The following is a 13,535-nucleotide window of genomic DNA, read 5'->3' as shown; positions in this document are numbered from 1 at the left end:
TACAGTTGCACATCCAATACTGTATGACATATACTATGAGTAGATAGTGTTTGTCGTACAGTATAAAGAGGAGTGAAGATTTTGAGTCAACTATTGAACTCGCTGCTGACCGAACAACGAAGAGGAAATCTGACGTTAGCGGTTTTGAGCCAGCTGCGCACCCCGCAATATGGATACTCTCTCGTAAAACGATTAGAAGGCTCGGGCATCACCATCGAACAGAGCACGCTTTATCCTCTGCTGCGCCGGCTGGAAAAAAAAGATCTCGTCACGAGCAGCTGGGATACGTCAGAGTCCCGCCCCCGGAAGTATTATGTACTGAGTGATTACGGGGAAGATATTTTTCAAACCTTGAAGGAAGAATGGAAAAAAGCGACAAACGAATTGTTCCAACTACTGGAGGAGGAGAACAATGAAATGGATTGAGGTCTACTTACAAGAAGTTGAGCGCCGGCTTCCAGAAAAGAACCGGGAGGACATCCTGCTTGAGATCCAATCGACCATCCAGGATATGCTTCCAGAGAACCCTTCCGAAAATGACGTCAAAAACGTCCTTCAGGAACTGGGCGACCCTGTAAAGCTTGCCCATGGCTATAGTGAAAAGCCGATGCATCTGATCGGTCCCCGTTATTATGATCATTATATCTCCCTCATCAAATTGATTCTGCCGATTGCGATTACCGTTTCATTGATCACTCTACTCGCTGAAAATATCATAGGGAATGTTGAGGAAACGAGCTTAATTGCGATGATCCTCTCCATTGTTGGTAATGGTCTATGGCTGATTCTTTCGGTCGGCATGCAGGTCTTTTTCTGGATCACGGTCATATTCGCCCTGATCGAACGTGTCGATTTCAGCGCCGAATATGAAGAATCGATGCCCTCGCGTAAAGCATGGACACCGGAAAAGCTGAAAAAAGTCTCGCACACCCCGAAAAAACGTGCGATACCTCAATGGGAAGTGTATGGGGCCATTATTTGGACAGCAATTTGGTCAACTGTCTACTTCCATGCCGACCAATTGTTAGGGATCTATGAAAACCAGGGAGAAGGACTGACCTACATCACACCCGCTTTAAACCAGGATGTCCTGCTCAGCTATTGGCCAGGGATTGTCCTTGTCATCGGTTTAGAAATAGCCTTAGCTCTTTATAAGCTGTTGAAGAAAGAATGGAGCAAAGATGTCGTTTGGTTCAACACGATACAGGAACTTCTGTCTACAGGTATTTTCGTTTGGATCATTACGGATGACAAACTTTTTCAATCAGCCTTCATCAACTATATCTCGGACCTCTTCAAATGGAATTCCGCTCAAGTCGCGGATGGTCTGGCTTGGAGAATCGCCGCCATTTTTATCATTTTTGCTGTATGGAACATCCTTGATGGCTTCATCAAGTACAAAAAAGGCGTGAAGAAGACTAAGCTGAAAAATGAATTCAGTCCATAACACAGGAGAAAGGTGACCCATGCTGCCAAGGGTCACCTTTTCCTGTCTGAACCTGCTGTTGTTACAGGAGGAGAGTTTTTTTATCCCCCCCTTACTAAAATTACATCAAATTTTGAAACCAGAACCCAAGTCCCGTGCCTATGTAGTTTCCAATGATGTACCCGAGCGTACCTACAAGAAGAATCGGCACGATCAGTTTATGCCAGCCTTTGGCAATCGCCATGGCTGCAGCTGTTGTGGGACCCCCCATATTTGCATTACTTGCAAGAAGAGTTTCTTCTAAACTAAATTTAAATAGTTTACCCAAAACCAGAGAGACTATCACATTCATTAGAACGATGATTAAAACAAATACCAATAACAATGGTGATGTTGTGACTACGATAGCGATGGAAGCCGGTACCCCGATGACGACAAAGAATAAATAAATCAAGAACGTCCCAAGTTCCTGTGTTCCTTTGATGCTTTCGAATTGTCTGGGGAACAACGAAACGACCAGCACTGTCAGTGTCGTAAGCATCAGATAACGATCACCAATGATACCGCCCAGCACCTGATAAATGATGCTTACATCCTCCCCACCAGAAAGGACTCCCGCAAAAAAGTCAGCGAGATTAAAGGATACTGTAACAAGGGCGAATGCACTCGCCACGCTGATCGCAATATCTTTTAAGGATATTTCCTTTCCTTTCCAAAAAGAAGCGGCCTGCGTTTCACCTTCATCACCGGTAACGCCCGATTCCACCTCATCCATATGAGGGGTTCTGAATGTGTCCCGGAAGAATGAAAATGTCGGAATAGCCATCAAAACAAAGAAGAAGGTGGCCATCATCATATTATCTGCAACCACGGTAGCCGAAACAAGTTCACTGGGCGTATCGAATTTTGCTGCCATGGCGGCAAAGTTTACGCCACCACCTGTATAAGAACCTGCCATCATGGCACCAATTTTATCCAAATGGGGGATCACATCTCTTAAAAGCATAAACGAGAGAATGGTACCGGCGACCGTACCGATGGAACTTAACAGGAATATCGTCAGCATCCGTCCACTTTCCTGCCAAACCTTCTTAATATTCGCCTGAAACAATAGCAACGGTATCGCCAACGGCACGACATAATTCCATACCGCATCATACACACTCGACTCTAGTGGAATGACATTTAAATTAGCTAAGACCATGGCTCCAATCAAAGCTATGATGGCTCCGGAAATTTTCGATGCCCATTTGTACTTTTGCTCCAAATAAATACTGATGGCCGCCCATCCTGTCAGAAACGACCAAAGCGCCCACGTATTGTCTGACGATATGAACGTGTGATCCAATTGATTCACCTCTTTGTTTTGTTTTCAAATAAAACTACACCAATCATTTTTCCTTATTTTGGTTAACTATCATTATACATGAAGCGGAAAACAGTATTAAGGCAATCTATTATTCAATTCTCCTATCGTCTGATATGTACTGATCAACTCTCCTGTGAGAAGTCGTGGATTTACATAAACGAAGGTACTTTTCTACTAAAAGCGAAAGGAGGCCTCTGTTTCTTCATAGATTTTATGCTCTCCCTCAACTACATCCACTCAGCTGTTAAAAGCTTTAACATCCTATCAATCTTTGCCTTCCTTCCTTTTTGACGAGTTGTCCGAACATCTCTATAATTAATCCCTATGTGAAATAAACGTCTTATAACCAGAGGAGCATTCGTTTTCTGAACGTCTAAAGAACAAAGCCATTATCCATCAACGTCTTCACAATATATTAACTATCACAGGTTAAAAACCTAGGGGGAAAATAATGAACGAAAAAACGGACAGGAAAACAAGGATTGACTGGATTACATTCAGCATCAGCGGAGGCTTTCTCGTCTTATTTTTACTGATGTCTCTTTTAAACAAAGACCTTACGGGAGAATGGATCTCAAGCTCATTCGACTTTTCTGTTACATTCTTTGGTGTCTTCTGGCAGCTGCTGCTGCTTGCTACTTTCGTAGTGGGCGTTGCGCTTGCCTTGTCGAAATATGGAAAAGTGAAATTAGGAAAAAAGGATACGCCTGAAAACGGATGGTTCCGCTGGGTCTCGATGATTCTTTGTACACTGCTTGCCAGTGGCGGAGTCTTCTGGGCTGCCGGAGAACCGATCTATCACTTTTTAACAACCCCGCCACTGTTTGCTGATGAGGGAATGACAAGAGCACAAGCCGTCGTCCCAGGCTTAGCGCAGAGCTTTTTCCACTGGGGCTTTACCGCATGGGCTTGTTTAGGAACCATCGCTACCATCGTCCTGATGTATGCGCACTACCATAAAGGGTACCCGCTAAAACCACGTGCGATCTTGTATCCGATGGTCGGCGAGAAAATTTTCAACAAGAAAAGTGTTGTCGGAGCAGCTGCTGACATCGTTTCTGTCATTGCTGTTGCCGCTGGAACCATTGGACCGATCGGCTTCTTAGGCTTACAAGTCGGTTATGCGCTCAACTATTTATTCAATATCCCGGACACCCTGTTTACGCAGTCCATTGTCATTATTTTTCTTGTGACGATCGCTGCCGTTTCAGCGGCTTCCGGTGTAGATAAAGGGATTCAACTGCTCAGCCGTCTCAACGTAGGATTCGCTGTCGTTCTTATGATCGGCATGCTTATTCTCGGGCCGACGATGTTCATCATCGATTCATTCGTCGCCGCCGAAGCTTTCCAAATCCAGAACTTCCTGCGAATGAGTCTTTACCGCGGAGATAGCGGCTGGCTCGGTTATTGGACGGTCTTCTTCTGGGGCTGGTTCCTCGGTTTCGGACCGGCAATGGCGATGTTCATCAGCCGTATTTCCAGAGGCCGTACCATTCGCCAGCTGATCCTTGCCGTAGCGATCCTCGCTCCGATCGTAAGTAACTTCTGGTTTGCCGTTGTCGGAGGTTCCGGTCTGTTTTACGAACTGGAATCACCAGGAGCCGTTTCAACCGCTCTCAATGAAACAGGCATGCCTGCCGCTGTTATGGCGATTATGGAGCAAGTACCATTCGGAATGGTCATGGCTGCAGGCTTCTTGATTGTAACGATCATTTTCGTCGCAACAACCGCTGACTCGATGTCCTATTCCGTCGCCGTCACACTTACAGGCGATACCCACCCGCCACGTGTCCTGCGCGTATTCTGGGCCTTGTTGTTCGGAGGCATCGCCGCAGCGCTCCTCGGTATTGGGGAAAGCAGTATTCAAACGCTGCAGAACTTCATCGTTGTCACTGCTGTTCCCGTTTCACTGCTGTTGCTGCCACCTGTCTGGCTCGCACCGAAAGTAGCGAAACAGATGGCGAAGGAGCAGGGGCTGATTGCTGAACAAAGTGCCCCTGTATCGGTTGAAGAAAAAGAACGTAAAACATCATAAATGCATTCAAAGCCGCTATTCTCATCTATACGATAGAATAGCGGCTTTTTTGGAAATCCTGCCGAATCGCCGCTTCAACTTTATTAATAAATCATTGACTTATATGGAAGAAAATATAAAATTACTAGTAAGATGTCCGCGTTGCCTGTATCAGGCTCCACTACTTTTAAGGGGGAAACTTATGAAACGTTCACTCTTCATCCTGTTTGTCAGTGTCTTCTTGATGGCTTTGAGCGCCTGTGGTACAGAAGAAAGTTCAGGATCAGATACCACCGCTGATGATGCTTCAAGTACAGAAGGAACAGAACAAGGTACGGATACTGAAAGCAAAGAGACAGATGCTCCTGAAACCATGACGGCAGAAGAAAACGAAAATAAGGATGCCAAGGTTGGGGATACAGTCACTTCTGAAGCAGGTGAACAAACGATGGTCAGCCGCACTGATGATGTCGGAACATTTGAAAGCGGCCCTATTAGCCTTACTATTGAAAAGGTCAATGGAGTCTCCGGCACCTTAAAAGGTGAAGCCGCAGCTCTTATGGATAAGGAAGAAATCGAATACATCCAAGTCGATATGAAAACAAGCAATTCTTCTGAGGATCATATTTCCTTTTATGCTTCCCAGGCTGTAATGACTACGAATACGGGAGAGCAGCTGGAGCCTGACATGCTTATGAGTGATCATATCGATGGCGAATATTTAGGTCAAGTGAACAAAGAAGGCACTTCCTTCTACATCCTGAAGAATTCAAAAGCTGAAGATGTGGAGTCGATTACGCTGTATTACAGTGCAGCTCAGAACGAGAATTTTGAAAATATCGGAGAAGAAATTGAAGTAGACGTAGAACTTAATAAATAATGGCTCCAATAAGAAAAGCTCCCTTGATCGATGAAGGGAGCTTTTCCTATCCTGCTTTGGTTATTTCGATATCCTTTGCATGCGCCCGACTCCCCGCTTTCACAGCGGTAAAAAAGAAAGAGTCAGCCACAGTCAATCACTTACTATCTGCATCCGGTTCCTCAACAGGCAGGAAGTCGAATATCTCACCGGAATCGATTGAATCAGACAGACGCTCCAACCACTTGCAGTACTTGCGGTAATCCTCAAGCTGCTCATAATTGATCCTTGCTCGTTCTACCGTCGCTTCGTCCGCCTCCTCATCTTCCATGACCTGCTGAAGAATCTCCCCTGCATAGTCAATGGCCGACAAGTTAAGCTTGGCTTCACGTTCCCACTTGCTTCCGAAAAAGCGGGAGAAATATTTAAAGAAATTCTTCTCCGCCATAAAGGAATCCTTGCGGGACCCTTTCCGCCAAACTTTATGGATGATGCTGACCTCCTGAAGGTTCCGGACGGCAATACTCATACTCGGCTTACTCATCCCAAGGTCGTCCTTCATATCATCAAGCGTCATCGGCTCATGTTTAAAATACATTCTCGCAAATAACCTTCCCGTTGACGGAGTGATGCCATACAGGTCCATTGTTTCAGCGATCGAATTGACAACAGCGCTCTCTGCTTCCTCAATTCGTGCCTCCAGGTTTCTTTTCAAAGAACCGCCTCCACTTTCTTCTTTACCTTTTAAACGTTTAAATCATTCAATTTCATTAATACGCTCTTTCTATAATATAAATCGAAAGCAGGGGCTATACAAGCCCCTGCCTTCATATGGCAGTTTATTCAAGCCGCAACTCAGCCTTTAATCGATCCCGCATCTGCTGGATGGACACCATGCTGGTAATAGTCCATATGCTCAGCTTCAAGCGGTTTTCTGCCTCGGATAATATCTGCCGCCTTTTCGGCAAGCATCAGGACAGGTGCGTGGATGTTCCCGTTGGTGACATAAGGCATAGCGGATGCATCGACGACACGTAGGTTATCAAGGCCATGAACTTTCATACTCTTCGGATCAACGACGGCCATCGGATCAGATTTTGGTCCCATTTTCGCTGTGCAGCTTGGATGCAGAGCCGTTTCCGCATCTTCTGCCACCCAGTCAAGAATTTCTTCTTCAGTCTGAGCCGCCGGCCCCGGAGAAATTTCTCCTCCGTTGAATGGCTTCATTGCCGGCTGGGACATGATTTCACGAGTCACACGGACAGCCTCGATCCATTCACGTTTGTCCTGTTCCGTTGAAAGGTAGTTGTAAACCATGCTTGGATGAGCTTTCGGATCATTGGAGCGGATCTTCAATGATCCACGAGCATCCGAGTACATAGGTCCGATGTGAACCTGGAAGCCGTGTTTGACCGGCGCTTTTTCCCCATCATAGCGCACAGCTACCGGAAGGAAATGATACATCAGGTTCGGATAATCGACGTCATCATTGGAACGGGCGAAACCGCCGCCTTCAAAGTGGTTCGTCGCAGCAGGACCTTTACGCCCCATGATCCACTGCAAACCGATCCATGGCATCTTCAGCTTGTTCAAGTTCGGCTGCTCAGAAACTGGCTGCAGACTCTCATGCTGGATATACACTTCAAGGTGGTCCTGAAGATTCTCTCCAACTCCTGGAAGATGCACTTTCGGAGTCACTCCTACAGAGCGTAGGTGTTCTTGATCACCGACGCCGGAAAGCTGAAGCATCTGCGGCGTATTGATCGCACCGCCAGAAAGGATGACCTCCCCAGCCCTTACGTAGTGCTCTTTACCATTTCGTTTGAACGTCAGGCCTCGCGCTTTCCCATTATGGATATCTATGTGCTGAACGAAAGCTCTGGTTTTCACGGTAAGATTTTTCCGCTTCATTGCCGGGTGCAGATACGCACGGGATGCAGACATGCGCCGCCCTTTATAGACGTGCTTGTCAAAAGGTCCGAAACCTTCCTGACGAAAACCGTTAACATCCGGCGTCCGGGCATGACCGGCTTCGGCAGCTGCATTGAAAAAGGCTTGGAAAAGCGGATTCGTTGCAGGACCGCGCTCCAATTTCACCGGACCATCATGACCGCGGTATGGATCATTTTTATCCGAGCCGAGGGCGTTCTCCAAACGTTTGAAGTAAGGCAGACAGTGGGAGAAATCCCACTCTTCCATCCCATCGTCCGCTCCCCAGCGCTCATAGTCCTTCGGATTCCCGCGCTGATAAATCATGCCATTGATCGAGCTTGATCCTCCGAGCATTTTACCACGGGCATGCTTGATACGCCGTCCTTTCATATAAGGCTCAGGGTCAGATTCATATTTCCAGTCATACAGGGATTTACCTGCCGGAAATGGCAGGGCTGCCGGCATCTGAACAAGTAGATCCCAAGCATAATCACTTCGTCCCGCTTCAAGTACAAGGACATCTTTCTTTCCATCTTCAGTCAGCCGGTCTGCGAGGACCGAACCTGCACTTCCGGCACCGATGATGACAATATCATAAGATTCTTTCATGATAACAGCCTCCTTAACATTGTTGTCATGTATTTAAATCAAGCCTTAAACCAATGGATCGGTTCAGGATTCACGTTACGGAAAATATGTTTTGTTTCTGTATATTCTTCAAGTCCTGGTTTACCAAGTTCACGGCCGATTCCGGATTGTTTATATCCACCCCAGGGCGCTTGTGCGAAATACGGGTGGAAGTCATTGATCCATACCGTTCCCATGCGCAGCTTACCTGCTATACGTTCGGCTTTGTCGATATCCTGTGTAAACACAGCACCAGCCAGCCCATAAATGGAATCATTCGCAAGCTTCACGGATTCCTCTTCCGTTTGGAAACGTTCGATCGTCAATACAGGGCCAAATACTTCCTCCTGCACGATCCTCATATCTGTCGTGCACTCTGTGAAAATCGTCGGCAGGTAGAAAAAACCGTCCTGAAGTTCAGGATTCTCCGGCCGTGCGCCTCCGACAAGCAGTTTTGCGCCTTCTTCCTTCCCGATTTCCACATAATTTTCGACCTTTTCGCGGTGTTCCGCAGAGATGAGAGGTCCGGATTGAGTATCTTCATCAAAACCGTTCCCCAGCTTAATAAGCTCCGCCCGCTTCTTCAGCTCCTCTACAAACCGATCGTGGATGGAATCTTCCAGAATTAATCTCGCTCCGGCAGAACACACCTGTCCGGCGTGGAAAAAGACCGCGTTCAGTGCCTGATCGACGGCTGTTTCGAAATCAGCGTCTGCAAAGACAATATTCGGGTTCTTGCCACCAAGTTCAAGCGCGATGTTCTTCACATTGCCACTCGCGGTCTGCATAATTCTCTTTCCGGTTTCAATGCCTCCAGTGAAAGAAATCAAATCAACGTCGTGGCTTTCTGCAAGCTCGTTCCCTACCGTTGCCCCCGGTCCCATCACGAGGTTGACGACACCTTTCGGGAAGCCGGTTTCTTCCATCAGTTCTGTTACTTTCAAAGTTGTGAGCGGAGTAATTTCACTAGGCTTCAATACGATGGTATTGCCTGCCGCCAATGCCGGTGCGATTTTCCACGTCGCTTGTAGAAGCGGATAATTCCATGGAGTAATCTGCCCGCAGACACCCACCGGTTCGCGGACGACTTTGCTTTGACTGTCGGGAATCGGGGATTCGATGACTTCTCCGCCATCCTTATCTGCCAGGCCTGCGAAGTACCGGAACACACCGGCAATGTCTTCCATATCCGCACGGCTTTCTTCTAATGTTTTACCAGTATCCAGCGTTTCGAGTTCAGCAAGTTCTTCTTTATCCCGTTCAATCAGTTCTGCGATACGAAAGACTTTTTGGCCGCGCTCGGCTCCCGGAGTATCACTCCACTCCCCATTGTCGAATGCTTCTCTCGCAGCCGCGATCGCAAGCTTCGCGTCCTCAGCATCCCCTTCCGCCACTTGGGCAATGACTTCCTGATTGAAGGGATTGATGATATCTCTCACCTTTTCAGACGCTGCGTTGACCCACGCTCCATTAATGTACATGTATTTCAACGTGAAACCTCCTTTTTTTAATTTATTTTATTTAATTTTTTTTAAACGAAATGAACAATTTGATCGTAACGTAAAATAGGAACCTTGTAAACCTATAGATGCGATTTTTAAAATCATATAAAAAACACAGATGAAGAAAAAGATTTTCACCTTTCTTTATTACTTATGATTATCCCTTCCATCGACGAAATGATCTCCAAAATATACCGAATCGAACTGTTGACAAACTTTCATTCTACGTTAGTGTAAATAGGTGCAGGTATGTTTAATAATTATTAAACGTTTTAAAACAATTAACAGGAACCGGTTCCATAGAAAGTTTTACATCGAAAAAAGAACTGTTCACCTTTCGAACAGTTCGATACAACCAATATGTAAAAGGAGTGATTCGGTGCAGCAGACAGTCACAAAACAGGAACAGAAATATGGTAATTCAGGATTATTAGGCTTCTTAGGCTTACTTGCCATCGTCGCCATTTATGTAGGAATTGCAGGTAAAGATGTGAACTGGGGAGCGTTGGCCTTCATGTTTCTCTCATATGCCATCATCTTCTATATAGGTGTCATCACCGCTGGAAAAAAATCCGACAGCGCCAAGGATATGATGGTCGCCGGTCGTTCCATGCCGTTATGGGTCGCTATGTTCACGATGACTGCGACATGGGTCGGCGGCGGATATATCGCCGGAACAGCCGAAACGACGTTTGCCTCAGGAATCGTATGGGCGCAGGCCCCTTGGGGATACGGCCTCAGTTTAATCATAGGCGGGATTTTCTATGCCCGTAAGATGAGAAGGCACGAATTCACGACAATGCTCGATCCGCTGGAGGTTCGCTTCGGTAAGAAGGTGGCAGGTGTTCTATACTTACCAGCCCTGCTCGGGGAACTATTCTGGAGTGCCGCCATCCTCGTTGCACTCGGAACAACATTCGGTCTGATTCTCGGACTCGATTTCAATACATCGATCATCATTTCCGCGATTATCGCCGTCGCTTACACCTTTGTCGGAGGTATGTGGTCCGTCGCTCTTACAGACGTAGCCCAGATCATCATGATCCTCATCGGGTTGTTCCTTGTCGTTCCGTTCGCCCTTTCTGAAGCAGGCGGTGTCGGACAAGCATGGGGAGCTTACAAAGATGGAATGGCCGGGTTTGCGAACCTTCTTCCTCCTCTTGATGGCTGGAACCATCCGGACTGGGGAAATTATTACTGGAACTGGTGGGATTATGCCTTACTGCTTATCTTCGGAGGTATTCCGTGGCAGGTATATTTCCAGCGTGTGCTTTCATCAAAAAATGAAAAGACAGCGATGTGGCTGTCCATCGCAGCAGGTATCCTGTGTATCGTACTAGCCGTACCCGCTGTTATGATCGGTGTCGCAGGCTTCTCTGCCGATTGGGCGAGCTATGGAATCGAAGGACCCGGTTCCGCTTCCGAAATTCTCGCTTACGTCATCAACTATATGTCGCCCTACGGGATTGCGATCATCGCCCTGGGTGCTGTAGCCGCAGCCGTCATGTCATCGATGGACTCTTCCATCCTATCCGCATCATCCATGGCAGCCTGGAACATCTACCGTCCACTCATCAAGCCGAAAGCGACAGGTAAGGATATTAAAGGCACCATCCGTTTATCCATCATCATCATCGGACTAGCCGCAACCATCGTCGCTTTAAATATCGACAGTGTCTACACACTTTGGTATTTATGTGCCGATCTCGTCTACTGTATGCTTTTCCCTCAGTTGACAACTGCGTTGTTCGATAAAAAAGCAAATACATATGGAGCCGTTGCAGGACTGACGGTTTCTTTCATTCTGCGTTTCGGCGGAGGAGAACCCGCACTCGGATTACCGGCATTTCTTCCCTATCCGATGATTGAAGACGGCGTGGTCCTTTTCCCATTCCGTACGCTTGCAATGGTAGGCGGCCTGCTGACGATCATCATCGTTTCACGGCTCACACAGAAATCATGCCCTCCACAGCCTTTAACTAAGCTGAAAACAGAGGTAAAAAGCGAGTAAATCAAATAAAACCCGTCTACGCCTTAAAGCGCGGACGGGTTTTATTTTTACATAAGGATGAATTCTCAGCCAAGAGATTTCAAACAAGTGATTTCTTGTTTATACGTTCTATGTTTCTCATTCATCAATGCAGGCTGTAGAGAAGTGGACATTATTTCATCAGGGGTTTCCATCCCCTCCCATGGGCGGGTTGTCTCTTGGTCCTGTATGCCTCGTATTCTCTTCATAGACCTTTTCTCTTCCTCTTTTTTGATGCTTATTCAATTCATCGCCGTAAAATCGGTTGGTATTCCCTCCGAATTTATCCCGGATCATTCCCCATAAAATAGGCAGACCGAGCAAACTCAGAATGATCAGCAGAAACACGCCTCCACTCATATCCTTCCACCCACTTTCGCTTTGTTCCTTATCTATACGATTAGAAGGGGAATCAGGTTTCATCCTCTATGGGATCATCACAGGAAGCGTGTACGAACCGGTTCCATTCTCCCATTCAGCGAAAACTTCAATCGTATACCGGCCTTCTGAATCCGGAAGAGTCACCTGCTCATTTTCAATCGGAAGCTCCTCCTGCCTTCCTTCATCATCCCAGATAAAAGCGGAGAGTTCCGGTGTTTTTCCACTGCTGAACGTGATCACTGCAGTCTTGTCACCGCCTGACGGTGCCGCTTCAACATTGTCAGCAATCTCGTAAGGTGTTCCGGCATCCGCTGTCACTTGGCTGTCCGAAAACACCCCCTCTTTGGTCCATTCATACGTGCCTTTCGCCATCTCCGTCACTTCTTTATTCATCGTCATAAAACCGTCCGGCGGTTCTGAAGTTCCGGAGCAGGCTGTAAGCAGCGCCCCTGTTAAAATTATCAGCCACAAAGCTGTTATCTTTTTCATTTCTCTCACCTCTGAAGTTTACTCTACCTATAAAGAGTACACCATTTTGCTGAGGTATGGATAGTTCAAAACACATATCAAGCATTCATTTTCATTCCTATGTGTTGAAGCTGTCTAATGACCATGGGATTCAAGCGTTTTCAGGAGTTCTCCGCATAAAAAGAAGCACCACACTTGTCGAGTGCGGTGCTTCTTTTCCGTATACAGCAGAGGCCGGACTTACTTTTTGCTGCGTTTTTTAATGGTGTAGTTCTTATGAGCAACAACGGTCTTTTCGAAGTCAAAATTGCGCTCGTGGAAATCTTCCATGATGGTAAGATCGCAGACAACGGAGTTTGCCGGATTCGTAGAAGTAACGACAGCTTCCAGCTGCTGGCCGTCTCTTTTGAAAGTAATGATATCCCCGTCGTTTGCTTTATTTTCTTCTTTTATTTTCTCTGCTTCTTCTGCTTCTTTCTTATTGAAGGCAGCATCAACAAGGCCTTTACTTAGGTTTTCATCAGCCATTGGAATTCCCCTTCCTAATTGAGTGTAGTTTCGATTTCGATTATGCCATGATTCAGGCAGAGGTTTCCTATATCTATACCCTTAAGCAAGGGCTCTCATTCTTCATAAACAAGATTTTCTTCCTTACTTCGGGCAAAACGTAAAGCTATACGTTTTGATGGTAGACCTTTCTGCTATTATAGTCAACAATAAAGAATCAGGCCTTCTCCAGAGTATATACAATAGCTTGGACAGCTATCATAAAATTTAGCCCCCTATTTAGTGATGGAGATGGTAGAACGCCGATGAAGCAACTTCCTACAAGATTGCGGAGGTTTTCAAGATGTTACACTAAGATTAGAAAACGTTTATAAAAAGGCGAGAAATGTATACCTTACTTCTATTCTGAATTTGCAGCCTA

The 13,535-nt window shown here is 46.4% G+C and carries 12 protein-coding genes; 5 read left to right on the top strand and 7 right to left on the bottom strand.

Annotated features, from left to right (window positions below):
- The first annotated feature begins 81 nt into the window (after positions 1 to 81).
- Positions 82 to 426, top strand: a complete 345-nt coding sequence (locus tag ACXAGL_RS10665) for a PadR family transcriptional regulator (protein ID WP_027955754.1) — start codon at positions 82 to 84, stop codon at positions 424 to 426.
- Complete coding sequence (locus tag ACXAGL_RS10660) at positions 413 to 1,447, top strand: HAAS signaling domain-containing protein (RefSeq protein ID WP_474991130.1); 1,035 nt, start codon at positions 413 to 415, stop codon at positions 1,445 to 1,447. The genes ACXAGL_RS10665 and ACXAGL_RS10660 overlap by 14 nt, the downstream gene beginning before the upstream one ends.
- Before the next feature lie 100 nt (positions 1,448 to 1,547).
- On the opposite strand, the gene ACXAGL_RS10655 is transcribed toward ACXAGL_RS10660, so the two are convergent.
- Positions 1,548 to 2,774, bottom strand: a complete 1,227-nt coding sequence (locus tag ACXAGL_RS10655; protein ID WP_474991128.1) for a DUF819 family protein — start codon at positions 2,772 to 2,774, stop codon at positions 1,548 to 1,550.
- A 472-nt stretch (positions 2,775 to 3,246) separates the two neighbouring features.
- On the opposite strand from ACXAGL_RS10655, the gene ACXAGL_RS10650 reads away from it, so the two are divergent.
- Both ACXAGL_RS10650 and ACXAGL_RS10645 read left to right on the top strand, forming a co-directional pair.
- Positions 3,247 to 4,830: a BCCT family transporter gene (locus tag ACXAGL_RS10650; RefSeq protein ID WP_474991126.1), complete on the top strand. Its 1,584-nt coding sequence runs from the start codon at positions 3,247 to 3,249 to the stop codon at positions 4,828 to 4,830.
- Positions 4,775 to 5,689 (top strand): hypothetical protein, encoded by a 915-nt coding sequence (locus ACXAGL_RS10645; RefSeq protein WP_474991124.1) that lies wholly within the window; start codon positions 4,775 to 4,777, stop codon positions 5,687 to 5,689. Before ACXAGL_RS10650 ends, ACXAGL_RS10645 begins: the two co-directional genes overlap by 56 nt.
- 136 nt (positions 5,690 to 5,825) lie before the next feature.
- Here the strand turns inward: ACXAGL_RS10645 and cudC are convergent, their stop codons facing one another.
- From cudC to betB, 3 genes are all read right to left on the bottom strand, one after another.
- Positions 5,826 to 6,383 carry a choline uptake/conversion transcriptional regulator CudC gene (gene cudC / locus ACXAGL_RS10640; RefSeq protein WP_160839581.1) on the bottom strand — a complete coding sequence of 186 codons (558 nt, stop codon included), beginning with the start codon at positions 6,381 to 6,383 and terminating at the stop codon, positions 5,826 to 5,828.
- Positions 6,384 to 6,523: 140 nt separating this feature from the next.
- A complete protein-coding gene (betA, locus tag ACXAGL_RS10635) occupies positions 6,524 to 8,209 on the bottom strand; it encodes a choline dehydrogenase (RefSeq protein ID WP_160841341.1) in 1,686 nt (561 codons plus the stop codon).
- A 38-nt stretch (positions 8,210 to 8,247) separates the two neighbouring features.
- Positions 8,248 to 9,708 (bottom strand): betaine-aldehyde dehydrogenase, encoded by a 1,461-nt coding sequence (betB, locus tag ACXAGL_RS10630; RefSeq protein WP_474992359.1) that lies wholly within the window; start codon positions 9,706 to 9,708, stop codon positions 8,248 to 8,250.
- 400 nt (positions 9,709 to 10,108) lie between these two features.
- Between betB and ACXAGL_RS10625 the strand changes: the two genes are divergently transcribed.
- On the top strand, positions 10,109 to 11,740 hold the full coding sequence (locus ACXAGL_RS10625) for a high affinity choline transporter 1 (RefSeq protein WP_474967426.1): 1,632 nt from the start codon (positions 10,109 to 10,111) through the stop codon (positions 11,738 to 11,740).
- A gap of 159 nt (positions 11,741 to 11,899) precedes the next feature.
- Here the strand turns inward: ACXAGL_RS10625 and ACXAGL_RS10620 are convergent, their stop codons facing one another.
- The 3 genes from ACXAGL_RS10620 to ACXAGL_RS10610 all read right to left on the bottom strand — a co-directional run bounded on the left by ACXAGL_RS10620 (position 11,900) and on the right by ACXAGL_RS10610 (position 13,135).
- The gene (locus ACXAGL_RS10620; protein ID WP_160841340.1) at positions 11,900 to 12,118 is read right to left on the bottom strand and encodes a hypothetical protein; all 219 of its coding nucleotides are present in this window, start codon (positions 12,116 to 12,118) and stop codon (positions 11,900 to 11,902) included.
- Positions 12,119 to 12,184: 66 nt separating this feature from the next.
- The gene (locus ACXAGL_RS10615) at positions 12,185 to 12,628 is read right to left on the bottom strand and encodes a carbohydrate-binding protein (protein WP_160889331.1); all 444 of its coding nucleotides are present in this window, start codon (positions 12,626 to 12,628) and stop codon (positions 12,185 to 12,187) included.
- 219 nt (positions 12,629 to 12,847) lie between these two features.
- Positions 12,848 to 13,135 (bottom strand): YkvS family protein, encoded by a 288-nt coding sequence (locus ACXAGL_RS10610; protein ID WP_474967424.1) that lies wholly within the window; start codon positions 13,133 to 13,135, stop codon positions 12,848 to 12,850.
- Positions 13,136 to 13,535 lie beyond the last annotated feature (400 nt).

The organism is Halobacillus sp. ABA4_118 (genome assembly GCF_056160205.1).
The sequence above is the reverse complement of the archived record's forward strand: the minus strand, read 5'-3'. Positions and strand labels throughout refer to the sequence as shown.